Annotated in this window: 22 protein-coding genes (1 of these 22 only partly in view); 9 read left to right on the forward strand and 13 right to left on the reverse strand. The window is 42.4% G+C overall.

Translation table 11 applies throughout. The features are described from left to right. The first annotated feature begins 1 nt into the window (after nucleotide 1). The 4 genes from U5J89_RS04510 to U5J89_RS04525 all read left to right on the forward strand — a co-directional run bounded on the left by U5J89_RS04510 (nucleotide 2) and on the right by U5J89_RS04525 (nucleotide 3,665). Nucleotides 2-1,285: an MFS transporter gene (locus U5J89_RS04510; protein ID WP_322574417.1), complete on the forward strand. Its 1,284-nt coding sequence runs from the start codon at nucleotides 2-4 to the stop codon at nucleotides 1,283-1,285. 133 nt (nucleotides 1,286-1,418) lie between these two features. Then, nucleotides 1,419-1,595 carry a histone H1 gene (locus U5J89_RS04515; RefSeq protein WP_322574418.1) on the forward strand — a complete coding sequence of 59 codons (177 nt, stop codon included), beginning with the start codon at nucleotides 1,419-1,421 and terminating at the stop codon, nucleotides 1,593-1,595. Nucleotides 1,596-1,687: 92 nt separating this feature from the next. Beyond that, nucleotides 1,688-2,179, forward strand: a complete 492-nt coding sequence (locus U5J89_RS04520) for a PH domain-containing protein (protein WP_322574419.1) — start codon at nucleotides 1,688-1,690, stop codon at nucleotides 2,177-2,179. After that, nucleotides 2,172-3,665, forward strand: coding sequence for a PH domain-containing protein (locus tag U5J89_RS04525; protein WP_322574420.1), 1,494 nt, complete (start codon nucleotides 2,172-2,174; stop codon nucleotides 3,663-3,665). Before U5J89_RS04520 ends, U5J89_RS04525 begins: the two co-directional genes overlap by 8 nt. Here U5J89_RS04525 and U5J89_RS04530 read toward each other — a convergent pair. The 3 genes from U5J89_RS04530 to U5J89_RS04540 all read right to left on the reverse strand — a co-directional run bounded on the left by U5J89_RS04530 (nucleotide 3,655) and on the right by U5J89_RS04540 (nucleotide 5,552). Then, nucleotides 3,655-4,128, reverse strand: a complete 474-nt coding sequence (locus U5J89_RS04530; RefSeq protein WP_322574421.1) for a hypothetical protein — start codon at nucleotides 4,126-4,128, stop codon at nucleotides 3,655-3,657. The two genes, U5J89_RS04525 and U5J89_RS04530, sit on opposite strands and share 11 nt — an antisense overlap. A gap of 137 nt (nucleotides 4,129-4,265) precedes the next feature. Continuing rightward, nucleotides 4,266-4,655, reverse strand: coding sequence for a response regulator (locus U5J89_RS04535; RefSeq protein WP_322574422.1), 390 nt, complete (start codon nucleotides 4,653-4,655; stop codon nucleotides 4,266-4,268). A gap of 57 nt (nucleotides 4,656-4,712) precedes the next feature. After that, a complete protein-coding gene (locus tag U5J89_RS04540; protein WP_322574423.1) occupies nucleotides 4,713-5,552 on the reverse strand; it encodes a ZIP family metal transporter in 840 nt (279 codons plus the stop codon). Nucleotides 5,553-5,869: 317 nt separating this feature from the next. Between U5J89_RS04540 and gcvP the strand changes: the two genes are divergently transcribed. Next, entirely contained in the window at nucleotides 5,870-8,785 is a 2,916-nt protein-coding gene (gene gcvP, locus U5J89_RS04545) for an aminomethyl-transferring glycine dehydrogenase (protein WP_322574424.1), read from the forward strand. A gap of 107 nt (nucleotides 8,786-8,892) precedes the next feature. Here gcvP and tnpA read toward each other — a convergent pair whose 3' ends face one another. The 5 genes from tnpA to U5J89_RS04570 all read right to left on the reverse strand — a co-directional run bounded on the left by tnpA (nucleotide 8,893) and on the right by U5J89_RS04570 (nucleotide 14,467). After that, the gene (gene tnpA / locus U5J89_RS04550) at nucleotides 8,893-9,342 is read right to left on the reverse strand and encodes an IS200/IS605 family transposase (protein ID WP_322574425.1); all 450 of its coding nucleotides are present in this window, start codon (nucleotides 9,340-9,342) and stop codon (nucleotides 8,893-8,895) included. 242 nt (nucleotides 9,343-9,584) lie between these two features. Further along, a complete protein-coding gene (locus U5J89_RS04555; protein ID WP_322574426.1) occupies nucleotides 9,585-10,043 on the reverse strand; it encodes an OsmC family protein in 459 nt (152 codons plus the stop codon). A 64-nt stretch (nucleotides 10,044-10,107) separates the two neighbouring features. Next, a complete protein-coding gene (locus tag U5J89_RS04560; protein WP_322574427.1) occupies nucleotides 10,108-10,665 on the reverse strand; it encodes a DinB family protein in 558 nt (185 codons plus the stop codon). Between the two features lie 119 nt (nucleotides 10,666-10,784). Continuing rightward, nucleotides 10,785-12,767: a pitrilysin family protein gene (locus tag U5J89_RS04565; RefSeq protein ID WP_322574428.1), complete on the reverse strand. Its 1,983-nt coding sequence runs from the start codon at nucleotides 12,765-12,767 to the stop codon at nucleotides 10,785-10,787. A 161-nt stretch (nucleotides 12,768-12,928) separates the two neighbouring features. Then, nucleotides 12,929-14,467 carry a pitrilysin family protein gene (locus U5J89_RS04570; protein WP_322574429.1) on the reverse strand — a complete coding sequence of 513 codons (1,539 nt, stop codon included), beginning with the start codon at nucleotides 14,465-14,467 and terminating at the stop codon, nucleotides 12,929-12,931. 201 nt (nucleotides 14,468-14,668) lie between these two features. On the opposite strand from U5J89_RS04570, the gene U5J89_RS04575 reads away from it, so the two are divergent. Next, on the forward strand, nucleotides 14,669-16,096 hold the full coding sequence (locus U5J89_RS04575) for an MBL fold metallo-hydrolase (RefSeq protein WP_322574430.1): 1,428 nt from the start codon (nucleotides 14,669-14,671) through the stop codon (nucleotides 16,094-16,096). Between the two features lie 51 nt (nucleotides 16,097-16,147). Here U5J89_RS04575 and U5J89_RS04580 read toward each other — a convergent pair whose 3' ends face one another. Continuing rightward, a complete protein-coding gene (locus tag U5J89_RS04580; RefSeq protein ID WP_322574431.1) occupies nucleotides 16,148-16,357 on the reverse strand; it encodes a hypothetical protein in 210 nt (69 codons plus the stop codon). 140 nt (nucleotides 16,358-16,497) lie between these two features. Then, nucleotides 16,498-17,073 carry a DNA-3-methyladenine glycosylase I gene (locus U5J89_RS04585; RefSeq protein ID WP_322574432.1) on the reverse strand — a complete coding sequence of 192 codons (576 nt, stop codon included), beginning with the start codon at nucleotides 17,071-17,073 and terminating at the stop codon, nucleotides 16,498-16,500. A gap of 67 nt (nucleotides 17,074-17,140) precedes the next feature. On the opposite strand from U5J89_RS04585, the gene ppc reads away from it, so the two are divergent. Beyond that, a complete protein-coding gene (gene ppc, locus U5J89_RS04590) occupies nucleotides 17,141-19,939 on the forward strand; it encodes a phosphoenolpyruvate carboxylase (RefSeq protein ID WP_322574433.1) in 2,799 nt (932 codons plus the stop codon). Nucleotides 19,940-20,028: 89 nt separating this feature from the next. Here the strand turns inward: ppc and U5J89_RS04595 are convergent, their stop codons facing one another. Beyond that, nucleotides 20,029-20,718, reverse strand: a complete 690-nt coding sequence (locus U5J89_RS04595; protein ID WP_322574434.1) for a uracil-DNA glycosylase — start codon at nucleotides 20,716-20,718, stop codon at nucleotides 20,029-20,031. Between the two features lie 24 nt (nucleotides 20,719-20,742). Next, complete coding sequence (locus tag U5J89_RS04600) at nucleotides 20,743-22,095, reverse strand: M24 family metallopeptidase (RefSeq protein ID WP_322574435.1); 1,353 nt, start codon at nucleotides 22,093-22,095, stop codon at nucleotides 20,743-20,745. Between the two features lie 219 nt (nucleotides 22,096-22,314). On the opposite strand from U5J89_RS04600, the gene U5J89_RS04605 reads away from it, so the two are divergent. Further along, nucleotides 22,315-23,388 (forward strand): branched-chain amino acid aminotransferase, encoded by a 1,074-nt coding sequence (locus U5J89_RS04605; RefSeq protein ID WP_322574436.1) that lies wholly within the window; start codon nucleotides 22,315-22,317, stop codon nucleotides 23,386-23,388. Nucleotides 23,389-23,451: 63 nt separating this feature from the next. Here U5J89_RS04605 and U5J89_RS04610 read toward each other — a convergent pair whose 3' ends face one another. Further along, complete coding sequence (locus tag U5J89_RS04610; RefSeq protein ID WP_322574437.1) at nucleotides 23,452-24,381, reverse strand: glyoxylate/hydroxypyruvate reductase A; 930 nt, start codon at nucleotides 24,379-24,381, stop codon at nucleotides 23,452-23,454. A gap of 147 nt (nucleotides 24,382-24,528) precedes the next feature. On the opposite strand from U5J89_RS04610, the gene U5J89_RS04615 reads away from it, so the two are divergent. Next, on the forward strand, nucleotides 24,529-24,965 hold the 5' portion of the coding sequence (locus U5J89_RS04615) for an N-formylglutamate amidohydrolase (protein ID WP_322574438.1). Its footprint extends 277 nt past the window's final position; 437 of the gene's 714 nt are visible here — the first part of the coding sequence; it begins with the start codon at nucleotides 24,529-24,531; its stop codon lies beyond the right edge, outside the window.

Here is a 24,965-nt window from a genome sequence, read left to right on the forward strand (position 1 = left end):
GATGTCTCACGATAAAAAAGATCAGATACGCTCGCTGTTTTCATGGGCCCTTTTTGATTGGGCAAACAGTGCTTTCTTTACGGTTATACAAACCTTTGTTTTTGCCACTTACTTTATGCAATCGGTGGTTCAAGACGAAACACTGGGTAGCACATTATGGGGAAATACGATTGGAGCAGCGGGTATTTTAATTGCAGTTTCTGCTCCTTTTGTAGGAGCTATTGCAGATCAGATGGGACGCCGAAAACCGTGGATAGCCTGGTTCTCGCTGCTTTGTATTTTGGCTTCTGCTGGTCTTTGGTTCGTGGAGCCCTCGCAGGATTTTGTGATATTGGCACTGGTGCTGGTATTTATTGGAACGGTTGGTTCTGAGTTCGCTATTATTTTTTATAACGCCATGCTACCCGATTTGGCCTCAAAAGAGCGGATGGGGCGCTGGTCGGGCTGGGCGTGGGGACTCGGATATGCCGGTGGACTTGCCTGCCTGGTAGTGGCGCTTTTTGTGTTTGTGGATGTAGAAAATCCTCCCTTTGGATTAGATAAATCCATGGCAGAACATGTGCGCGCCACTTTTGTAATGGTCGCGGTTTGGTATGCCCTATTTTCGCTTCCTTTGTTTGGATTTTCCAGGGATCGACCTCGGACGGGAATAGCATTAAAAAAGGCCGCTAAATCCGGGTGGAAGCAGCTTAAAACATCTATAGCAAATGTACGCAAATACAAATATATCGTCCGATTCCTCATTGCTCGGATGATTTTTATTGATGCATTGGCAACGGTTTTTGCTTTTGGAGGTATCTACGCTGCAGGGACTTTTGATTTTAGCGAACGCGAAGTATTGATATTTGGTATCGGTTTAAATGTAACTGCCGGACTGGGAGCGGTCTTGTTTGCCTGGCTGGACGATAAACTGGGTAGCCGCACAACAATGTTATTTTCACTAATTGGACTTATTGTTACAACCACTGGTGTTTTGATCGTTACAGAGCTTATATGGTTTTGGGTATTTGGGCTGGTGTTGGGGATATTTGTCGGGCCTGTACAGGCGGCCAGTCGAACATATATGGCACGTGTATCGCCGCCCGATTTGGAGAACCAAATGTTTGGATTAATGGCGCTTTCAGGCAAGGTAACCTCTTTTGCAGGTCCATTATTAGTGGGTTGGCTCACATATATTTCCGATAGTCAGCGTATAGGGATGAGCGTAATAGTAGTATTATTTGTGATCGGTTTTATAACCCTGTACTTCGTGCCCGATGCCGAAGAAGCACGTCCAAAAGAGTAAATCATTTAATTTTGAAATTAAACCATGTTTTTAATCGGGAAAATGCTAAATTAAGCTCATATTTAAAAGGATAAGTTACATCCGGGATGGGGATAAGCTTCATCCAATTACTAACAAACTAACAGAGAATAAAATGAGTCGATTAGACGAAATTAAAGGTATTATCACAGGTATTGAAGATGATATGGTAAAATTTTATGAGAAAGGAAACAAAGCAGCCGGCACCCGTGCTCGTAAAGGGTTGCAAGGACTAAAAAAGCTTGCCCAAGAAGTCCGTCTTGAAATTCAGGATATTAAAAACAACGGATAATTTTTTCCTATCTTACTTTGAAAAGCCACGTAATAGTGGCTTTTTTTATATACGCTTTTTCTTTGCTGTAATCTTTTGAAGGTTTAAACCTCATGCGTTCATCACCGAAAAATAAATTATCACACGATGCCATTAAGGCATGGCGGGTTTCATTATCGATATTCATTTTATTTTTAGTTCTTGGCCTATTTTTTCTTTGGGGATATAAACTACTATCACCCGAAGATGGATTTTTCTCAATGTGGACTCTCATAGCTATAACAGTAATACTTATCGTTATTACGGGGCTGTGCATATTTTTCATTCCTGAGATTCGCTGGCGGCGTTGGTCTTATCAGGTTGATGAGCATGAGGTTGATTTACAAAGCGGCATTTTTATTATTACCCGCACCTTAGTGCCTATTAAAAGAGTGCAGCATGTGGATACCCGACAGGGTCCCATTCTCCGATCCTATAATTTGGCAGATGTCACGATTTCTACGGCAGCAACAACACATCGTATTCCGGCGCTGAATGAAGAGGTCGCAGACCAGGTGCGTGATCAAATTTCTAAATTTGCCCGATTGGCCGAAGAAGATGTTTGAACTACAGCGACAACATCCTGCTGCCGCTCTGGCTAACGCCTTTGATATTATCCGGGCGAACTTTATTACCATCGTGATCCTTATTTTCGTGGGGAGTGGGGGAAGGGAGGCTAACTTTACGCTTTATTGGATCATCGGAACTTTTTTATTTCTGCTGGTTTGGGGAGCCATTTCATGGTATCGATTTCAATTCAGCGTTGAGGATGGGGAGCTTCGAATCGAGCAGGGAGTGATGGTGCGCAAAAAGCTCTATCTTACCTCTGATCGCATTCAGGTAATTGATATTTCTGCGGGAGTTGTTCAGCGATTATTTGGACTAGTGGCCGTAGAGGTAAAAACAGCGGGCAGTAGTTCAAAAGAAGCAAAAATTAGCGCCATTACCCGGGAAAAGGCGGAAAAGTTAAAAGCACTACTCCGTAAGAAAACCGAGAAGTCTGATGATTCACAGGAAGCTGAGCCTGTTTTACAACGTAAAGTATACGCACTGGATACGAGGGATCTGCTAATTGCAGCTTCAACGTCAGGTCGATTTGGGGTAGCGCTTTCAGTAGTCGGTGTAGCTTTTTCTCAGGTTGAGCAGCTTATTTCTGAGGAACAGATGATTCATTTTGTAGAAACGATTATTCCCCGCAGTACTAACGCTTCAATGATTGCCATGTCAATTTTTGCAGTTATTGCAATAGCATGGCTGTTTTCGTTTGCAAGCACTATTTTCAAATACTACGATTTTGTGGTAGAGGTTCGTGAGAACGAATTACTGATAAGTCGCGGTCTGTTTGAGCGCACACAGCTTACAATTCCTTTTAATCGTATCCAAGCTGTGCAAATTAAAGAGGAGTTGTTACGTCAGCCATTGGGATATGCTTCTTTAGTTATTGAAAGTGCTGGTTATGGAGAAAGTGAAGGAAATTCTACTACGTTATTTCCATTGTTGGCTAAGCCCCAAATTTATAATTTTATCAACGAAGTAATTCCCGATTACCAAACTGAGATATCAGAGAATAGTAACGTACCATCGGTGGGATTGCGTCGATATCTTTTCCGAATGCTTTGGATATCACTGCCTGTTATTCTGATTGTCTGGAGTAGTATTCCTTATGGTGTTTACAGTTGGTTCCTGTTGATCCCCGCCTTGCTGTTAGGATATCAGCAGTACAGAGATGCAGAAATAGCAAGGGGAAAAGATATTCTTATTCTCACCTTTCGATTACTCAGCAAAACAACTGCTATGGTTAAAAAATACCGAATGCAGTCATGTCAGGTCCAACAGAATCCCTTTCAAAAAAGATTGAATTTGAGCAATCTAACGATACATGTTGCCAGCGGTAATCAAGGTCGTGCCTTTACAGTCAGAGATGTTGAAATCACTGAGGCCATGGATTATCGGATGTGGTTATCAAATGGTCAAGATGGTAGTGTTATATCTGATGATGAGGATGGTGAAGCGCTAAATGAGGATGTTGATAATCCTGATGTTACCCGGTAAGCCACCAGTGGTAAATGGAGAGGGTACACACTCCAAAAATGATATGGAGACCTAAAATCCAGTAGGGCATAAGTGTTCCCCATTCTCGACCTAAAATACCCGGATTTTTAATAGGTTTGTCTTCTCCGATATATGGATGTGTGTCGGCGATTATTCCGATCATAGCGCCTACAAAGATGCCGTGCCCAAATCCCCACAGAATTCCAGCCGGCCAATTGGGCGTTACTACCATGGCGGTAAGTAGGATAACGTATAAAATGCCCCATCCCGCCCCAATGAGCAGATGTAACAATATACCGACAACGTATACCTGTGATTTATTTTGTATATCTACGAATTGTGTTCCGATGAGGTAGGGAATGTCGAGATCTTGGCCAAATAATTTTAACAGGTATATAAGGAAGGTTAAGATTAGAGCGCCAATAAAACCTGAGATTGCAGCGATTAATAGATTAGGTTCCATAACTCCTCCTGGTTTTAAGAAGTACAGCTGCGAAAAATTAATATAATATGGTTTTCTTACCTACAACAAAGTTATTACTCTTTTATTAAATAGCAATAAAGGGTAGTAGTGAAAAGGAGGGCATAGTTTTAATTAACTCAAGACATTTTTCCAGCAAAAGCTTTGTTGATAGATTTCTTTAAATGACTCATTTGTATTGGCTTTACCAAGTAATCCACATAGTCAGTTTTTTTAGCTCGCTCAAGATTATACTGGTCTGAATTTCCGGTAATATAAATCACATGGACATCCGATTCCTCACGAATCTTCTGCATTGCTGTAATGCCGTCAATATTGTCCTTGAGCTGTATATCCATCAAAATAAGATCAGGCTGCAATTCAAAAAATGAGTCTATAGCGTCTTGGCCGGCGATAACCTTTTTAACAACTTGATGTCCCAGCTTATTGATCATTCGTTCTAACACCATTGAGATGATCATATCATCTTCAACAATGAGAACTTTTTTGTCTGTTAATGATTCACTCATTTTATTACCTAATCCCGTCTGAATTAATTATGCAGTAATAAAATAAATTTTTTGCATTTAACCTAAGGCGACGTCCAAAATCATCATAACGCTGAAACCGATCATGGTGCCAAGGGTGGCTAAGTCGGTATTGCCGTGGAGTTGAGATTCGGGAATAAGTTCTTCAATAACAACATAAATCATAGCACCGGCGGCAAAAGCAAGGGCGTAGGGTAAAAGTGGTTGAACCATGAGCACCGCCGCGGCGCCAATTACTGCTGATATGGGTTCTACTATACCCGATAGTTGCCCGTACCAGAAGCTTTTGCCAGCTGATAGACCCTCGCGCCGCAAAGGCATAGAAACGGCTGTTCCCTCCGGGAAGTTTTGAATGCCAATACCAATTGCCAGGGTAATTGCACCAACTACTGTAGCGCCTCCCGCCGCTTCAATACCGGATGCAGCTGCTCCGAAAAGAACACCTATAGCAAGTCCCTCGGGAATGTTGTGAAGTGTAATAGCAAGAACCAAAAGTGTTGCTCTTCGCCAAGAAGTTTTTACTCCTTCTGCCTCTTCCATTGGTAACCCGATGTGTAGGTGAGGAAGATAGGCATCACAAATCCGCAGAAAAATACCTCCAGTTAAAAATCCAATAACGGCAGGGACCCACTCAATCATACCTTGTGCACCAGCCATATCAATAGAAGGGACGAGCAAAGACCAAAAACTGGCAGCAATCATCACACCGGCAGCAAATCCCATCATGGTATCCAGAAGTTTATGGCCAACAGTCTTGGTGAAAAATACGAGGGCTGCTCCCAAGGCTGTTAAGCCCCAAGTGAATAATCCGCCAAATAAACTTTGTATAATGGGATTCAGTCCATAAAAAGTCTCTTTAATAGCAACTGGGTCAAACATGTAATGAGCTTTTCTGTTTTTGAATTAAATATTTAAACATGAAAATATAGAAATAATAAGTGATATTAAAATAAAATTTAGCCAAGACTAATAATTTTAATATGGAACTTTCCTATACTGATAATCCTTTTTTAAAAGTCATTATCCCAACTAAAATCATGATTTATCAGCTATTAATTTTTCTTAGTTTTGCTTAGTTTCCTGCACTTCTCTTTGCATCTACTCGATCATTGGTAAATGTATTTGGAAGCATCCTGTAAACTTGATTATAGTCGTATTCCCATTCCGAAGAAAATTCAATTTTAAAATTGCGCGAAATGAGTATCAATTTTGATAAAGAACGTTTTATGCACCGCCATAATGGCCCTGACGAAAAGCAGGAAAGTGAAATGCTTTCAGCCATTGGTGCTTCTTCTATTGATGAACTTATTGGACAAACCATCCCCAAAGGTATTCGTCTCCAAGATCAGATTGATCTCGATGAGCCGATGAGTGAATATCGGTTTTTGGAAGAGTTTCGAGATTTGGCAAATAAGAATAAAATTTATGAGTCATACATTGGTATGGGGTATCACGATACGTTGACCCCCAATGTAATTTTACGCAATGTACTCGAAAATCCCGGGTGGTATACGGCTTATACGCCTTACCAGGCTGAGATTGCCCAGGGACGGCTCGAAGCCCTGATCAATTTTCAGACGATGGTTTCAGATCTGACCGGAAGGGAACTGGCCAATGCTTCTTTGTTGGATGAAGGAACTTCAGCGGCCGAGGCCATGTCGATGCTCTATTCTATGCGGCGCGGTGCCAAGCGCAAGAAGGCACACACGTTTTTTGTTTCTGAGCTGTGTCATCCACAAACGATAGATGTAGTACAAGGACGTGCCGAGCCGCTTGATATTGAAGTAGTGGTCGGTGATCACAAAGAGTTGGATGTAACTGACGAAGAGCTATTTGGAATTTTGCTTCAGTATCCCACTACCGATGGCACTGTGGAAGATTATTCGGATTTAATTGCTGCCTGTGAAGAGAATAATGTGCAATCGGTGGTAGCGGCTGACTTGCTGAGCCTTACCTTGTTGACTCCGCCCGGTGAAATGGGAGCCGATGTTGTCGTTGGATCAACGCAGCGTTTTGGGGTGCCCATGGGATACGGTGGGCCTCATGCCGCATATTTTGCGACCCGAGAAAAATACAAGCGCAAGATCCCGGGACGAATTATTGGAGTTACGCAGGATACGGAAGAGAATCCCGTGTACCGGATGGCGCTCCAAACGCGCGAGCAGCATATCCGACGTGAAAAGGCAACATCCAACATCTGCACGGCGCAGGTGTTGCTTGCAGTGATTGCCGGCTTTTATGCTGTTTATCACGGTCCAAAAGGCCTGCGACGCATCGCAGAGCGAATCCATGGACTGGCGAAGATAATGGATAAAGGTCTTGAGAGGCTCGGCTACGAAGTAGCAAACGATCTCTATTTTGATACGCTAAAAGTAAAACTTGAGAATGATAATCAGAAAGAGAAACTTCGTCAGAAAGCGCTTGATCACAAATTAAATCTACGCTATTTCGATGAGTCGGCTGTGGGTATTGCTTTTGATGAGGTAAAAGATTTGGATCATGTCAGGGAACTGCTATCAATTTTTGCATCACTGAACGAGAATGGAGAGGAGGTTGACGTATCCAAGTTATCGGAATCAGTTGAGGTTGATTATCCGGAAAAGCTGACTCGTACATCTGACTATTTACAGCATCCGGTATTTAACCTGTATCATTCTGAGCACGAGATGCTACGCTATTTGAAGAAGCTGGAAAATAAAGATCTCTCGTTGGTCCACTCCATGATTTCGCTGGGCTCGTGCACAATGAAGCTCAATGCCACTTCGGAAATGATTCCGCTAACCTGGCCAGAGTTTGGGAAATTGCATCCGTTTGCTCCCGAAGAACAAGCTGAAGGATATCACGAATTGTTTGATAAATTGGAGCATCAGCTTGCCGCTATTACCGGATTCCCGGCGGTATCGCTGCAGCCCAACTCGGGAGCACAGGGCGAATTTTCAGGATTGATGACCATTCGTGCTTATCATAAACACAGACGGGAAGGTCATCGCAATGTGACTATTGTACCTGATTCTGCTCACGGGACCAATCCTGCCAGCGCGGTTATGGCCGGGATGGATGTAGTAGTCACGGAGTGCGATGAACATGGAAATATCGATCTTGATGATCTGCGAGAGAAAGTAGCGGCCAATAAAGAAAAATTAGCAGCGCTGATGGTGACCTATCCGTCAACGCATGGTGTTTTTGAGGAAGATATCAAGGAAATTTGTCAGGTTATTCACGATAATGGCGGGTTGGTATATATGGATGGCGCCAATATGAATGCCCAGGTTGGGCTTACAAGTCCGGCTGAAATTGGTGCCGATGTTTGCCATCTGAATCTGCATAAAACGTTCTGTATCCCTCATGGTGGCGGTGGACCGGGAATGGGACCCATTGCTGCGACAAAGGATCTTGCTCCGTTTCTACCCGGAAATCCCGTTAAGAAAACAGGAGGAGAGCATGCGATTAAAAGTATTTCGGCAGCGCCATGGGGAAGTGCCAGTATTTTGTCTATTTCGTACGCTTATATCAAAATGATGGGGGCTGAAGGGCTAACTAAGGTCTCTGAGATAGCCATTCTTAATGCCAATTATCTCAAAGAGCGGTTGCAAGATCATTATTCCATCCTCTATACTGGGAAAAATGGACGCACGGCGCACGAATTTATTGTAGATCTGCGGCCATTTCGACAGTCAGCGAATATTGAAGCAGTCGATATTGCTAAACGGCTTATGGACTATGGTTTTCATGCACCGACGATGTCATGGCCGGTACCAGGCACCATAATGATAGAACCAACTGAAAGTGAAACAAAAGAAGAGCTCGATCGTTTTTGTGAGGCTATGATTTCTATTCGTGAAGAGATAAAAGAGATCGAAGAAGGCCAAGTTGATCCCGAGAATAATGTACTCAAGCAAGCCCCGCATACCATGCGGGTGGCAATGGGAGACAACTGGGATCGTCCCTATAGTCGTGAAAAGGCGATCTTTCCGCTGGATTATCTACGGTTTAATAAATTTTGGCCGGCCGTCAGCCGTGTTGATGATGCCTATGGTGATCGCAACCTGATGTGCAATTGCGTACCGATTGATGCTTATAGCGAGGGACAGGAGCCGGCGGCGGTTGATTAATTTTAAGATAATCTTTTTATAGATAGCCTATGGATAAATCCATAGGCTATTTGTTATTGGGAAGCTCACTTAAAGTGAGCTTGTAATTTTAGCCTTATGATTTATCATCAGGTGATCGTTTTATTTTTATATTCGAGATTGTGTATATCCAAAAATCGTACAAACTCATCTGTAAACGATTGGGTGGCATGATGCTTTTTTTGTCTTTCAATATATTTGATTGTTTTAGGTACCAGTGATTGGTTAATTGAAAAAGCGCCATATCCTCTTTGCCAGCGAAACTTATAATCAGTGAAATAGTTTTTGTTTAACCAACGAGATGAACTGCCTTTGATGATTTGTGCTGCTTTGCTCACAGAATATTTGGCAGGTAGATTTACAAGAACATGAAGGTGATTAGTGGTTCCTCCCACAGATAGTATTTGCAATTCGTGATTTGCTGATGATTTTTTGATATAGGAATAAAGGGCATCTTCAAATTTAGATCCTATTTCTGGAGTTCTTTCCTTTGTGCTAAATATTAAGTGTATGAATAGTTTTGAATATGTGTTTCCCATAATGATCTTTTTCTTGATGATTTTATGAGTAAGATCACTTTTGGGAACAGATCCTTACAAATAGTATCCTAATTTTAAGGCCTATGGATGAATCCAAGATTAAAATACCGAAACATTTTAGCTAAAAGGATTCTCTAAATATCTACGGATGAATCCGTGGCCTATACATTTTTAAAGCTCACTTGAAGTAAGCTTATGATTTAGCCTGATGATTCATCATCAGGTCGTAAAGGAAACAATCTTTATTTATGAGTAATAGAACTTTCTAGTCGGATATCACTCATTAAGGTGCGGTGAACAGGACATTTTTGAGAGATATCCAGTATTTTATTGAGCTGTTCCTCCGTAACCTCTCCTTCCACAATTACTTCTTTTTCTATGACATCAATTCTGCTTTTAGGATCCTCACAGTTTTTGCAATCCTCATCATGCTGTTTGTTATGGCGAAGCTCCATGTAAATATCCTCTACATTATCCCATCCCTTGTGCTGAACATACATTTTGATGGTCATGACGGTACAAGAGCCCAGTGACATCAACAGGTAATCATAGGGATCGGGACCTTTATCCTTACCGCCATCAACGGATTTAGGTTCGTCCCCCACAAATTCATGTTTGCCGGCCGTAAGTGTGGTGGTATATGTTTCTTCTTTGGGGAGGTGCGCGTGTACAATCTTTTTCTTATCAGAATCTTTAGCCATGATGTGAAAATATAATTTTTAATTAAGATCAATTGATGTGTTGATTTGAATCTAACTTACAAAATCAGTTGTTGTAATTTTTGTTGATAGGTATTCCATATTTCTCTTCCAAGATATTCAGATGATGTTTTTCATGTCCGGCGATAATAAAAGCCAACGCCCGGACCGAAACAGTAACATCATTCGCCGTACCTTTGCGTGACATTTGTTCTTTAGAGAAACTGCTAAACATGCTGATATTGGCGTTACGCTGAGCATCGTATTCGGTGGATAAACTCTGTAGACTTCGGTTCTCAAAATGAGCGTGCTCTACATAAGCATCATGATCGTAACCGGGTAACGAAGTCTGTTCCCCGCGGCTGATACATAGCGTCCTATAAGCCATAATGCGTTCAGTATCTATCAGGTGGCCAAAAATTTCCTTAACGCTCCATTTGTTATCGGCATAGCGGTGATTGGCCTCTTCTTTGGTCAATTGCCGGATGATAGTATAAATTTGTTGGCCTTGTTGGATGAGTAACTGAATTACATTTGGCTCATCAACAAGATTGATATAGCCTTCATAAAAATCGCTGTATTCATCTGGTTGAGGTCTGTTGTCTTCCCAATCTAAAAGTGCCATTTTGTTCTTTTGATTTTATACTTTTGTCACTTTTTGAAAGTACTCCTGAATTATCATTAATGTAAAATAAAAAAGGCCGGATTACTCCGGCCTTTTGGATCATTAAGTAAGACTTCGTGCTATTTATTTATTTCGTGTTTTTTGTATACAGCCTCACCAGATTTATTTCCATTAATCATGGTTTCTTGCAGATAGGGGTATGCAACACCGTCGACCACATGCCAGTTCGAATTGTGGTTTTCTACAGTGACTTGCTCACCCATTTGAGGATTAAATTGTTTGTAACGGATGATATCCGGATAATGAGTTTCTGTATCCAATAGAAGTTCAACGTTCGAACCATCTACCGTTACGTTAACCTTTTCGTAGCTCGTTCCATCGACTTCCTCAGTGCCCAGGTATTGCGGATTTACGCTCTCTGCATTTAGGGCAATTGAAAGAAAACTTCTGTTCAGGGTGCTTTTTAAGTTTTTAGCCATTTGAGGAGGTAGGGGGCGTTCCTGTCCGCCGACAATCATTTTGCCCGATCCACCTTCATAGTTTAACTTAATTTCACCCATAGGGCCTTTGATAGTTTGTTCAATAGCATCGGGATAGTTTATGGTTGTGGACATTGGCATTTTTTGACCTTGCATATTTATTTCGCCGGTCAGTGAAATACTGTTGAGGTCCATATCACCATCAATGACAGCTTCAGTCATTTTTGATAGCCATTCCTGGCCCTTTTCAGCATTGCCTTCAACCATTTGCTTCTCGCCGCTTCCCGGTTCAGGAATACTAATATCGATTTTATTGACGTCCCCGTATTTTTCGAGCTGATCGCCGATTTCCTCCTTATTTCCAACAACAAGAATTTGAAGATTCTCGGGATTGAGGTACTCTTGTGCTACCGCTTGAACATCTTCAATGGTTGTGGCTTTAACACCTTCAATATACTGTTCAAAGGCATCAGCTGGCAGACCACGATATTCATTTGATAAACGTTCGCTGAGTACTTCTTCGTAGCTGTCGTATTCAAAGACCGCGGAATTAAGAATCTGATCTTTTACATCCTGCAGTTCTTGTTTAGTGATAGGTTCGTCTTGCAGGCGTTCAATTTGTTCGATGATGGCATCAATAGCTTCGGCAGTAGTAGAGCTTTTCGTCATTACGCCGGCGTAAAACAGACCGGGATAAAAGCTATTCATCCCGTACTGACCAAATACCGAATAAGCCAGTCCCATTTCAGTTCTGACTATCTGCATCAGTCGTCCCGAAAATCCACCGCTTAAAACGCGATTCATGACCTGAACCTTGGCATAGTCAGGATTATCACGCATACCTCCTAAGTGTCCCATCATCACAAAGCTCTGATTTACGTCTGACTTTTCAATAAAGTTGATAGAGCTTTGAGGTTCGTAATCTATTTCTGGAAACTTAAGTTGGCTTTCATCTCCGGCCGGAAGTTCTCCGAAAGTTTTACGGAGCTTCTGTTTCATTTCTTCCGTTTCGAAATCTCCGACAATACCAACCATCATATTACTTGCCGAGAAATGCTTGTCATGGAAATTGACTAAATCTTCCCGACTAATGTTATTAATAGTAGCATATTCTGTTGTTCGGCCGTAGGGTGAATCCTCTCCATAAATGAGAGCTTGGAACTCTCGAATACCGATTTGTTGGGGATTATCATTCCGGCGCGAAATTGAAGATTTTTGCTGTGTTTTAGCCAGCTCAATTTTATCTTCCGGGAATGCGGGATTTGTCAAAACATCGATAAATACAGGAAGCAGATCATCGAAATCCTCTTTTAAAACATCCATGCTGGCATTACCGCTGGTAAATCCAATGCCGGTTTCGATACTGGCCGCCCGGTTTTCGAGCAGTGTATTAAGCGAGTCGGCAGGGTAGGTTTCTGTTCCACCGGAGCGCATAACCGTACCCGTAATTGAAGCAAGGCCTGTTTTTTCGTTGGAATTTAACACTCCGCCCGTTCGAACTCGTGCATTAACATTTATAAGGGGAAGTTCATTGTCTTCCACCAAGTAAAAAGTTATGCCATTTTCGGTAGTGAATGTTTCTACCTCAGGCTTCTGAAAATCATTCAGTTCCGGAAAATCCATATTTTCATATGGATTGGTATCGTTTTCCTGGTGACTGTTGCGAACCAGTCATCTGTTCGGTTTGCGAACAGGCAAAAGCAAAAACAGCCAAGAATAAGAATAAGCTTAACCTCTTCATAATAGTAGAATTATGGTTGTTCAAAATTTTTGAAAATGATGAGTTAGTTGTTAGCATCGGCAACCTCCTGATCGGATGAATTGTCTTCTTTATTTACAATAGCACCCACTGTTCGATTGTCTTTGGTCAGGTATTTATTAGCTACGCGCTGGATGTCATCAACCGTTACTTCGTTGAGCTCTTCGATATCAGTAAACACTTTTTTCCAGTCGCCGCGCAGGTTTTCGGCGGATGCAAGAGCCGAAGCCAGCCCCGAGTTAGAGTCCAGACTTCGAATAAGGTTAGCGCGAGCATTGGTTCGAGCGCGGTCTAATGCCTCTTGTGAAATTTCTCCATTTTTAATTTTTTCGATTTCTTCCAAAATCGAGGTTTCCATTGTATCAACACCTACTCCTTGATTTGGGATGGCAAGTGTTGCAAAGAGAGTTTCATATTTTTGGCCGGGATATCCATTAAAAGCGCTAACCTGTAGTGCGGTTTGTTCTTCTTCAACCATTCGCTTATACAGGATAGAAGTACGTCCACCGGAAAGGATGCTCCCTAGCAGTTGCAGGGCTTTGGAATCGGGATGATCCTGTGCAACGGTATGATAACCCATTATAAAAAATGGTTGCGATTGTCCCTGAATGGTAAATCGGCGTTCTCCGCGCTGCTCTGGTTCTTTGGTGTAAACGGGAGGCGGTTCAGGTCCTTCTTTCATGTCTCCAAAATATTCTTCAGCCAACTGTCTGGCTTCCTTCGGATCGACGTCACCCGCAATGGCAAACGTAATATTATTGGGTACATAGTAGGTGTTGTAGAATTCACGGGCGTCTTCCATAGTGGTGGCTGTAATATCAGAATGCCATCCTACTGTTGGACGTCCATAGGGATGGGCCGTATAAGCAACAGCTGCAAACTCTTCAATCAGACGTCCGATCGGTTGGGATTCGGAACGCATTCGCCGCTCTTCGCGGACCACTTCTTTTTCTTTATAAAACTCACGAAAGACCGGGTTTTTAAATCGATCCGATTCCAGGCTAAACCACAGCTCTAACCTGTTTTCAGGCAGGCTATAAAAATAATTTGTACGGTCTTGACTAGTACTGGCATTCATGCCTGTTCCACCATTCCGATCAATAATTTCTGAGAATTCATTGTTCACAACATATTCTCCTGCTTCTTTCTGGAGCTCTTCAAATTGACTCCATAGTGTATCCATTTTGGCAGAATCGGGTTGCGTGCTGTATTTTTCAGCCAGCCATTTTTGGTATGTATTATCGAGCTCTTGAAGTACTTTCTTTTCTTCCTGCCAATTGGTGGTACCCACGGTGTGAGTTCCTTTAAAGGCCATGTGCTCAAAAATATGAGCCATGCCGGTATGTCCCACAGGTTCGTTTGCTCCGCCCACATTTACATAGGTGGCAAAACTGACAACCGGTGCAACCGGACGCTCAATAATAATGAAAGTTAAACCGTTATCGAGTGTGAATTCGGTAACTTTTTCTTCAAATTCGTCTAAGGATTGTGCATTTACGGGCGGTGTGGCGAGATAAAATCCCAACAGCACTACCGTAAGCGACATGAGAACGCGTCGTAGCATCTTTTCTCCTGTTTTAATTATAGTTGAATGAATGGTTTATGATAGATCTAATAGTTTCGAACAATATTGATTTTTTAAGTGAACGACAAGAGTTTAAGTTAGTTTTAACGTTTTGTTTATATATCCGATGTCAGTGTGTTTAGTTCACATTGGAATGTTATATTTGCAACGAAAATTTGAAATCACTTGTAATAATTACCTATGTACTTTAAGCAGATCTTTGAGGAGAAATTAGCTCAATATTCCTACCTAATTGGATGTCAAGCTACCGGCGAAGCTATTATTATTGATCCCATGCGGGACATCGACCGGTATAAAACGATAGCAGAAGATGAAGAATTGGATATTATAGCAGCTGCAGAGACGCATATCCATGCGGATTATTTAACAGGCCTTCGAGAATTTGCCGAGGAAGGTGTTATGATATATGCCTCGGATGAGGGCGATAAGCACTGGAAATATGAGTGGATAAAGGGCAGTAATTATAATTACGAGCTGGTTAAAGATGGAGATCGATTTAGTATAGGTAACATTCATTTTGAGGTTAAGCATACACCCGGTCATACTCCTGAGCATGTAAGTTATATGGTAACGGATGGCGCGGCAGCAAGCGATCCTATGGGTATGCTTACGGGCGACTTTGTTTTTGTAGGTGATGTCGGTCGGCCTGATCTGCTTGAAACAGCGGCGGGGCAAAAAGGAGTAATGAAGTCATCTGCAAGGAGTTTGTATAAATCAGTAGAAAAATTTAAGTCTATGCCTGAATATTTGCAGGTATGGCCGGGACACGGTTCGGGAAGTGCATGCGGAAAAGCTCTGGGTGCTGTTCCTGAATCCACCATAGGATATGAACTGAGGTATAATCCATCTATACAAGCATCAGAAAGTGAACAAGAGTTTGTTAATTTTATTTTGGAGGGGCAGCCCGAACCACCTCTCTATTTTGCTCGCATGAAACGTGATAACAGGGGCGGTCCTAACGTACTTGGCAAGCTTCCTAATCCCCAAAAAATAACCGTAGAAGGATTAGCGAACCGGTCAATGCAGGAGGGAAGTGCAGTCGTGGATACCCGGGAACGTACCGATTTTATGGATGGCCATTTGAAAGGTTCGTTACTTTCTACCTACAATAAGGCTTTTAATACGGTGGTGGGATCGTATGTAAAAGAAGACGAGGATATTTATTTGATTATTGACGAAGATAATCTCGAAGAAGCGGTCCGGGATTTGATCAGGATTGGATTGGATGATATAAGAGGATATGTAACGCCGGATGAGTTAGAGCAGTATTTGGAGAACAGCAAGTCTTCGGAACGAGTTGAAACCATTACTTTTGATGATGCTGCCAAACTTATTGAAGACAGCAACTACCAGGCGCTCGATGTTAGAAAATTAACGGAGTTTAAGGAGGGACATGTCGAAGGAGCATTTAATATTGCACATACTCGTTTGTTAGAACGGAAACAAGAGTTGGATAAAGATAAAACATGGCTGGTTTACTGCCGGACGGGGGCTCGTGCTTCAGTAGCTACATCTTTGTTACACCGAGATGGGTTTAAGGTAAAATATGTAAATGATAACGTAGAACCGTGGTTGGCAAAACAGAAGTTAGCAAAAGTGGAAGAATAGAGGGGGCACTGAACGATTACAATACAGCAAAATAAAAATAATTAGTCTGCTTTATTCGGTATCCTGTTTCTCCAAATATTCGTTGGTTATTTTACGTGTCTGTTCGGCACCCATATATTTTTCCAGATCATAGAGCGTAATCATTTTCTCCCCATCGTGAAACGAGTACGTTAAATGACCACTTTCAATTTCTTTTTCTACATCACTGGTTTTCATATCTAACATTTCTCCAACTTCTTCCAGTGAAAACATTGAACGCATAACAAGTTGTTTCTCTTTAAAATTAGTTGATTAATTTATTTTGCCTCAAATATAGAAAAATTCAGCTTTTTTAATAGCTATAAAAACATCTTTCTAAGCATTAAAATAATGATGATTATAAATTTTGTGCACATTTTGGCCTAATGGTTTTGCATTATTTGTTCATGCCGAAAACATGATGTCAAATGGTCGTTAACTAAACCGGTGGCTTGCATATGGGCATATATAGTGGTACTGCCGATGAACTTGAATCCACGGTTTTTGAGGTCCTTGCTTAGCTCGTCAGAGATTTCGGTAGTTGCCGGAACCTGATCCATTGTTTCCCAGTGATTGTGGATCGGCTTGCCATCCACAAAATCCCAAATATAATTACAGAAGCTGCCATGCTCTTGTTGGATCTCAATAAACCGTTGGGCATTATTTATGGTAGAACGAATCTTGTTTTCGTTACGGATGATATCGGGGTTTGATAGCAATTGCTGGACCTTAGCATCCTCGAAAGCAGCTATTTTTCCGACATCAAAATTGGCAAAAGCTTTACGATAGCCCTCCCGTTTTTTTAAGATGGTGCTCCAGCTTAATCCTGCTTGTGAGCTTTCCAGTACTAAAAATTCAAACTGCGTTTTTTCATCATAAACAGGAACGCCCCATTCCTCATCGTGATAGCGGATGTATTGATAAAAGGTGTTTTCGCACCAATCGCATCGTTTCGGCATAATTGTGTTTTTAAAAATTAAAATCCCATTTTAGAAATACATTTTTAATTTACGAAAAAGGAAAACTATGAAGTGGGATAAACTTATTAAAGAACGAAGTAATCAGAGTGGCATTAGTGAAAAGCTTACAGCGCGTTTGGAGCTTCTGGCAGATTTTCTGGAGAAAATTATTGAAGATAAAGAAGATCAAGAGTTTCTAGAGTTGCTGGTTACATTTTCAGAAGTTGCTCATCAGGCTTTTGATAAACAGGATGAGGAAGCGTTGGCGAAGCTAAAGTCGAGCATAGGAGATCTCTCGACCGATCAAATTGCTCAGTTTCTGCGGTACTTTACGGTTTTCTTCCACTTGATGAATTCGCAGGAACAGCGCGAAATTACGCGCATCAATCACGAACGGGCAATGAATACGGGGCCGGATTCGCCGCGCAGCGAAAGTATTGCAGAGGCTGTTTATCATCTTAAGGAGGAGGGATTTTCGGCTGATGAGGCTGCTGGCGTAATAGCAAAACTCGATATTCAGCCGACTATAACAGCTCATCCCACCGAGGCCCGCCGACACAGCGTGCTAACGAAGCAGCAGCATATCACTGAGATGATTGAGCAATTTAAGGCCGATGATTTGACACCGGATGAGCGCAAAGCACTAACGCTGGATATTTTCAACGAAATATACTTGCTGCTTGCTACTGATGAAGTACGAACGGAGCGCGTAACGGTTGAGGACGAAGTTGAAAACGGCATATTCTATTTTCGGAATGCTATCTGGCAAACGATTCCGATTTTGTATGATGATCTGCGTAACGCCTTTGAGATGTACTATGAGGAGGTGCCGGACTTTGACCCAATTTTGCGTTATCGGTCGTGGATTGGCAGCGATCGGGATGGAAATCCCAACGTAACGCCGGAGGTTACCTGGCAGACCATCTTGGAACAGCGCAAGAATGTGATGGAGCTGTACCTGGATGAGCTCGATGATTTACGCCGATACTTGAGTATTTCCCAGAATAAATATGAGATATCAGATGAGCTGGCGGCTTCGTTGGAGCAGGACCAGCAGGAAGATCCGCTTTCGGATCGCTATGAGCGACTATACAATCAAGAGCCGTATCGTCGAAAGGTCACGCATATGATGCACAAGCTACAGCATCAGCTTGATATGATAAAATCGGGTCGCCCCAATGAAGTTTTAGAGGAAGCTCAAAAATATCGGTTATCCGACTTTATTAATGATTTGGAGCTGATATCCAAAAGTTTGGAAAAATCTGGCTTGCAAAGTGTAGCATCACAGGGAACATTGAGACATTTGCGAGTTCGAGCCCAAACGTTCGGCTTTCATCTGGCAGGTTTGGATATTCGTCAACATTCCGAAAAACATGAGGCTGCTGTTGCTGAACTGCTGGAAGTAGGGCAGGTTACGGATGAATATCGATCTATATCTGAAGAGGAAAAAGTGCAGCTGTTGACCAAAGAGCTTAAAAATCCGCGGCCACTTTCTCCGGTCCAGGCACATCTGGATGAAAATACTTCGCAGATGCTGGAAGTGTTTCAGATTATCGATTGGATGCTGAGATTGGATAAAAATAGCTTTGGTAATTACATCATCAGCATGACCCACGGAGTGAGCGATATGCTGGAGGTACTTATCCTGGCAAAAGAAACGGGACTCTGGAGTTTTGAAGACGACAAAGTTGACAGTAAGATTGATGTGGTTCCGCTCTTTGAAACGATTGAGGATTTAGAGGAATGCGGACGGCTTATGACAGAAATTTATGAAAGCCCGGTCTACCAAAATCAGCTAAATGCGCGGAATAACTTGCAGGAAATTATGCTTGGCTATTCCGACAGCAATAAGGACGGGGGATACTGGATGGCCAATTGGGCACTTGAAAAGGCCCAGCGTGATCTCGGGAAAGTATGTCGAGAGTATGAAGTCGATTTTAGATTATTTCATGGTCGGGGCGGCACTGTTGGTCGCGGTGGCGGGCGATCGAATCAGGCCATTTTGGCGCTTCCTCCTGTCAGTAATAATGGACGTATTCGTTTTACTGAGCAAGGGGAGGTGATTTCGTTTCGGTATTCATTGGCACCTATTACCCGGCGTCATCTGGAGCAAATTGTAAATGCCATGATTCGAGTTACGATCTCAGAGCAGTCTGAAATGCAGCAGCAGTCGCAGTTTGATGAGACTATGGAACAGCTGGCAACAGTATCTATGAAGGGGTATCGCGACCTTATTGATGATGAAGACTTCTGGAGTTGGTACACGGCAAAGACTCCCATCGAGCATATCAGCCGGTTACCCATCGCATCACGGCCGGTTTCTCGTGGAAGTGCCAAAGCTGCTGATTTTGAAAACCTGCGAGCTATTCCCTGGGTATTTGCATGGACGCAGGTGCGATACAACGTACCGGGCTGGTATGGCATAGGAAAGGCCATACAGCAGTTGCTGCAAAAAGAGGGTATGCTTTCTCAGCTTCAGGAGTGGTATGAAGAGGTTATCTTTTTTAAAACGGTACTTGATAATGCCCAGCGAGAAATGGCTCGGACGCATATTCCTACTGCCAATACGTATCATGATATCGATGATGGAACGTTCCACAACCGTATTACAGAGGATTTCGATAAAGCAGAGGATGCCATTAAGCAGATTACGGGACAAGATGAGCTTCTTGATATCAATCCTGTAATAAAGAAATCAATTCGGTTTCGGAATCCATTTACCTATCCGTTAAATATTATGCAAACCGAGCTGCTGGATCGGTGGAGAAGAAAAGGAGAAATGGAAGATGCTAACGAAGAAAAGTTACGTGATGCCCTGTTTTTGAGTATCAATGGCGTGGCGGCTGCCATGCAAAGCACGGGATAAATAGAACACGGTTCGTACGGATTGAACAGATAATCACTGATTTGTCTAATAATGAAAGATTAAATCCGTGAAAATCTACCTAATCTGTGTTATCTGCGTTCTATTAATTGTGTCATCTGTCGACGAAATTTTGGCGCTCCACCGTTGGCGGGATGACGGACAGGCGTATAATTGGAAATCCCGAAGGCGTCCAAACTTTGTTCGCATTTTCGTCCTACGGCAATAATTTGTCCATCAGAAAAGAGCTCTAAGAAAGCTTTTAGTGATGGATATCCCTGTTCCAGTTCATGGTCGGTAGGAGTACGATTGCTAAGTAGTCCGTCATTGGGATCATACGGGTGCCAGGGCAGGGCGTTCCAAAGCACAGTTTCGTAGGGATCAATTCCCAGCTGATAAATTGCTTTCCACATGATGGTAGCAGTAGGTTCTGACATTCCTTTTGCATTTACTTCCGGCTTGCTGGTGCGCTCTGCTTCGATGAATTGAAAAGCTCCATCCGCCGGGATGCCGTGCACCGGCTCGTGGTGACCAAGTAAAATCCGCTCGGAGGTCATGGCAATACCGGTAAAATGTCCGCCCTGGTAGCCCAAAGCTTCGGCAATAAACAGATATTTGGCAGTATCGAGTCGTTCTTTAAGATAGTGTGTTAGCTGTTTTTTACGGATATGGGGACTATTCTCACTTATGTCATGCTCGGGGTCCTTTTGATACCAGGGATTAAAAAAAGCACCATTCGGAGTATTTTTCAGAAGATTTAGCAAGGAGTTTATGCTGCTCATCAAAAATAGATAAACCAGTTAGAATTATTGTTGTCGAGGAATCAGCCAAAGCTTTGTCTGGCGGCCGTCAATATATCGAACAGAATCGCCATCAAAAAAGGCATCTTCTTCGAGCATTATGCGAATATCTTTTTCCCATTCAGGAATGTGTACTGTTGCATTTAATTCGATGGAGTGAGCGGTGTTTGCATAGAGGGGATAATCGCCTTTGCCCGGCACACCCTCCTGTTGATCCCAGAGCCCGATGGTTGGGCCGGCACCGTGTCCGTGATATCCAATAGGATGGGTATAAATACTTGGTTTAATATTCTGGGCAATAGCTTCTTTACGACTTTTTGATAGAATCTCATTACCGGTTAATCCTTCTTTAAAATTATTGGTCAAAATATCCTGTAGGTTATTGCCGGTTTCTAACGCCTTTTGCAAACCTTTTGGAGCTTTGGTTTCTCCGGCTTTCAGCACGTATGCATGCTGCTGGGTATCGGTATTTAGTCCAAGGTAGGTAATTCCCAAGTCTACATGCAGAAGATCGCCGGGGCGTATAATATTTTCAGCGGGACGTTTGGAGAAGTTAGCTAAGAATGAGGTGTCAGGTTCGGCGGCTCGTTGTACCGATACGCTTGGATGGAACCACGCTGTTAGATTGAGATCTCGAATGCGCTCGCGATACCACCACTCTACATCTTTTGTGGTTGTTATACCCGGTTGGATAACTTTCTCTGAGAATCCTTCAGCAATAATATCGTGCGCAATATGACAGATCATCGGATAAACTTGCATCTCGGGATCGGTGCGTGTTTCGAGCCATCCGATCGCTAGCTTTTCTCCCGATACAATACGGTTTCGATAACGCTGTGGAAGGGCGGAAGTAAAAGCTTTGTATTCGGAGTGACTGATACCGTCAGCCAATGCAAAATTCGAGGAATAATTTAGGGCAATGTTATCCGGATCACGCTCCTTAATAATATCAACTAATCGTTTCCACTGGTTTGGTTCTTTGTCTTTATTCCAAGCCGTTTTAAAAAATTTGCCGATATCATAGCGTGCAACGGCCAGCCGCTCTACCTCTTTGCCGTTGTCCGAAAAAACAAGTATTGTTCGGCGGCGCGCGGATTGCCAGGTGGCGGGAAGCATCGTTTTGATAACGGGATCTTCATTATATTCTCGCGCTATAATAACCCACATATCGATATTTTCTCGCTGCATGAGGGTTGGAACAATATTGTCGAGCCGGTATTCCAGCCAGCTGTTCATTACATTGGCTCGTTCCTGCATTGATAGTATTTTGGGCGGTGTAGTTTGTTGGGCCGGTAAAACATCTACGGTTACCAGTAAAAGAATTGAAATAAGGATAGAGGACTTTGATAATGCTTTCATTGGCGATAGATTTTTTTTAATGAGATCAAGCAATTCTAAAAAGCAGAAACCGCTTAAGTTTGTCAACTGATAAAAGGTTTAAATACAGATAGTCTGAGATAGGTTGCCAGAAGTTGTTATTGATTTTAAAAAAAAGCTAATGCTACTTTCGAAGTAATTTCTGAAGAAATTCATCCGTAAAAATTGTATGTTAGCATTCTTGAACTGAAAGATTTTATTATGACTACTGATACTAATTTTAAAATAACAGAAGCATCATCGAGTAGAATAGATAATGTAGATCTGAATAAGCCAGGATTTGGCCTTGAATTTGCAGATCATATGCTCGAGATGGAATATCGGGATGAGAAGTGGCAGCAACCGGAAATAAAACCATATGGTTCTATTGAAGTGACACCGGCCCTAAATGTGCTGCATTATGCCCAGTCGGTATTTGAGGGTACCAAGGCTTATCATGTTGATGAGAATACAATAAATCTTTTTCGGGTGGAAAAGAACTACGAGCGTATGGTCCGTTCTTGTGAACGTATGTGTATCCCAAAAGTTGACCGTGAAGTATTCTTGGAAGGAATTAAAGAGCTTATAAAGCTGGATCATAAATGGGTACCCCAAAATAATAGGAACTCTCTTTATATTCGTCCCTTTGCGTGTGCTTTTGATCCTATTATTTCGGCGCGTGTAGCAGAGAAGTATCGTTTTTACATTATTACATCTCCCGTGGGTTCTTACTACGATCGACCGGTGAAGCTGACAACTACTCAGCAGTATGTTCGAGCTGTAAAAGGTGGCGTAGGTGCTGCCAAGACAGCAGGCAATTATGCGTCCAGCTTTTATCCAGCGCAGCAGGCTAAAAAACAGGGGTTTGATCAGGTGCTTTGGCTGGATGCCGAAGAGCATAAATATGTTGAGGAGGTGGGTACGATGAACATCTTTTTTGTGATTGATGGCGTGTTAGTGACCCCTGATTTGCGGGGTACTATTTTACCGGGCGTTACGCGCGACTCCGTGATCCAATTAGCTAAACATTGGGATATGCCCGTGGAGGAACGTCGTATCAGTATTGATGAAGTAATGCAGGCTGGTAAAGATGGAAGGTTGGACGAAGTTTTCGGTGCCGGTACTGCTGCCGTAGTGGCTCCGGTAGAGGAGGTCCATCATGATGGACAATCTGTGACATTTGATATTGATGGAAGAGGTCCGGTGGGTGAGAAATTCTACGATGCCATCACTGATATTCAGTATGGACAAGCCGAAGATCCGTTTGGATGGATTACCCCGGTGGATGTTAGTTAATATATGCTAGTAATGAGTAACTATGTTCTTTGCTTCTTACTCGCTACCTATCACTAAATCAGTTTAGTATCCGAGCTCACGGTCTACTTTATGATTTAGTTCCATTCCTGAAAGTGCCCGCTTGTAATTTTCTACAATCTGATTAGCCACTTCATTAGGTTTGGTGATGCTGGCAATGTGGGGAGTAATAATAATATTTTCGCGATTCCAGAACGCGTGTTTGTCGGGCAGTGGTTCCTCAGAAAAAACATCCAGCCAAGCCCCTTGCAGGATATTACTGTCTAATGCATAAATCAAATCTTCGTCCACCAAGTGTTCGCCGCGTGCCACATTAATAATCCAACCACGGTCATCCATCTGTTTAAAGATTTCGAGATTAAGAATGCCTCTGGTTTTATCAGTAAGAGGGAGCAGGCAAATAAGGATATGAGTGTTGTTGATAAATTTGTGAAGTTCATCTTTACCGGCAAACGTATTTACGCTCTCGATTTTTTTTGCCGATCGAGACCACCCCGAAACCTGGTATCCCAACTCGGCCAACTGTTTGGCAGCTGGCTTGCCGAGTTCTCCCAATCCCATAATACCCACATGTAGGTTTTTTGGTGACGGATGATTATGAGGTTGCCATCTTTTTTGATCGTTTTGCCGAATGTAATGCACAAAATTCCGTTGAATATTCAGAACGGCCGCCAAAATATATTCCTTCATTTGTTGGACCAGCGATGGAGAAACAACGCGACAGATATCAACCGATTCTGGAAGTGACTTATCTGAAAGCAGGTGATCAGCTCCAGCTCCCAGCGATGAAACAGCTTTAAGATTGGGGAAGCCGTCAAGAAGATGCTGGGGATGATTCCAGCATACAGTAAACTGTACTCGGTTTTTGTCTTTAATAGCCGGCCAAATATCAATTTCGATATTGGGATCAATACTGTGAATTGCATCTTCCCAGGAAGAAAGATCCCGATCGGGAGCAATAAATAGTAGCGACATATTTTATAATGGATATCTGAATTTATAATTACGGAACAAGGTATAAAAAATAGCGATTGTTTTTAGGTTGCCTGGGGAATGAAATAGTGTTGAATCGTTTGTTATTTATATGGAGGTTAGGTTGAACAAAAAAAGTATTGATAGAAAATGGGCACCCAACTTATTATTACTTGTGAGCATGCCGGCAACGAAGTTCCGGAGGAGTTCCATCACCTCTTTGAGGATAATCCTGAAATACTGGAGACCCATCGGGGTATTGATATTGGAGCTTTGGAGTTAACGAATGCCATTTCTGATAGACTAAATAAAGAGCCTTACTTAAATACTGTTACCCGGTTGCTTGTGGATTTGAATCGTTCAACACAAAGCCCAACTCTTTTTTCTGAATTTACCAGGGAGCAGCCGTTGCATGTGCGAGAGCAAATATTCGAGAAATATTATCAACCTCATCGTGAAAAAATAAAAGAAAAAGTTAGTGAGATTATATCAAATGGAGAGCAGGCTATTCATGTTGGTATCCATACCTTTACTCCTATTTGGAAAGATGAGGAGCGGGAGGTTGATGTAGGATTTTTATTTGATCC

It is taken from the genome of Fodinibius sp., assembly GCF_034521915.1.
Lineage (GTDB): Bacteria > Bacteroidota > Rhodothermia > Balneolales > Balneolaceae > Fodinibius.

Coding starts and splice junctions, on each gene's coding strand:
- U5J89_RS04565 (WP_322574428.1), bottom strand. CDS start 12,767: ATGGATTTTCCGGAACTGAATGATTTTCAGAAGCCTGAGGTAGAAACA.
- U5J89_RS04530 (WP_322574421.1), bottom strand. CDS start 4,128: ATGGAACCTAATCTATTAATCGCTGCAATCTCAGGTTTTATTGGCGCT.
- U5J89_RS04525 (WP_322574420.1), top strand. CDS start 2,172: ATGTTTGAACTACAGCGACAACATCCTGCTGCCGCTCTGGCTAACGCC.
- U5J89_RS04515 (WP_322574418.1), top strand. CDS start 1,419: ATGAGTCGATTAGACGAAATTAAAGGTATTATCACAGGTATTGAAGAT.
- U5J89_RS04585 (WP_322574432.1), bottom strand. CDS start 17,073: ATGCCGAAACGATGCGATTGGTGCGAAAACACCTTTTATCAATACATC.
- U5J89_RS04510 (WP_322574417.1), top strand. CDS start 2: ATGTCTCACGATAAAAAAGATCAGATACGCTCGCTGTTTTCATGGGCC.
- tnpA (WP_322574425.1), bottom strand. CDS start 9,342: ATGGGAAACACATATTCAAAACTATTCATACACTTAATATTTAGCACA.
- U5J89_RS04595 (WP_322574434.1), bottom strand. CDS start 20,718: ATGAGCAGCATAAACTCCTTGCTAAATCTTCTGAAAAATACTCCGAAT.
- U5J89_RS04570 (WP_322574429.1), bottom strand. CDS start 14,467: ATGCTACGACGCGTTCTCATGTCGCTTACGGTAGTGCTGTTGGGATTT.
- ppc (WP_322574433.1), top strand. CDS start 17,141: ATGAAGTGGGATAAACTTATTAAAGAACGAAGTAATCAGAGTGGCATT.
- U5J89_RS04540 (WP_322574423.1), bottom strand. CDS start 5,552: ATGTTTGACCCAGTTGCTATTAAAGAGACTTTTTATGGACTGAATCCC.
- U5J89_RS04610 (WP_322574437.1), bottom strand. CDS start 24,381: ATGTCGCTACTATTTATTGCTCCCGATCGGGATCTTTCTTCCTGGGAA.
- U5J89_RS04605 (WP_322574436.1), top strand. CDS start 22,315: ATGACTACTGATACTAATTTTAAAATAACAGAAGCATCATCGAGTAGA.
- U5J89_RS04535 (WP_322574422.1), bottom strand. CDS start 4,655: ATGAGTGAATCATTAACAGACAAAAAAGTTCTCATTGTTGAAGATGAT.
- U5J89_RS04600 (WP_322574435.1), bottom strand. CDS start 22,095: ATGAAAGCATTATCAAAGTCCTCTATCCTTATTTCAATTCTTTTACTG.
- U5J89_RS04575 (WP_322574430.1), top strand. CDS start 14,669: ATGTACTTTAAGCAGATCTTTGAGGAGAAATTAGCTCAATATTCCTAC.
- U5J89_RS04520 (WP_322574419.1), top strand. CDS start 1,688: ATGCGTTCATCACCGAAAAATAAATTATCACACGATGCCATTAAGGCA.
- U5J89_RS04560 (WP_322574427.1), bottom strand. CDS start 10,665: ATGGCACTTTTAGATTGGGAAGACAACAGACCTCAACCAGATGAATAC.
- U5J89_RS04580 (WP_322574431.1), bottom strand. CDS start 16,357: ATGCGTTCAATGTTTTCACTGGAAGAAGTTGGAGAAATGTTAGATATG.
- U5J89_RS04555 (WP_322574426.1), bottom strand. CDS start 10,043: ATGGCTAAAGATTCTGATAAGAAAAAGATTGTACACGCGCACCTCCCC.
- gcvP (WP_322574424.1), top strand. CDS start 5,870: ATGAGTATCAATTTTGATAAAGAACGTTTTATGCACCGCCATAATGGC.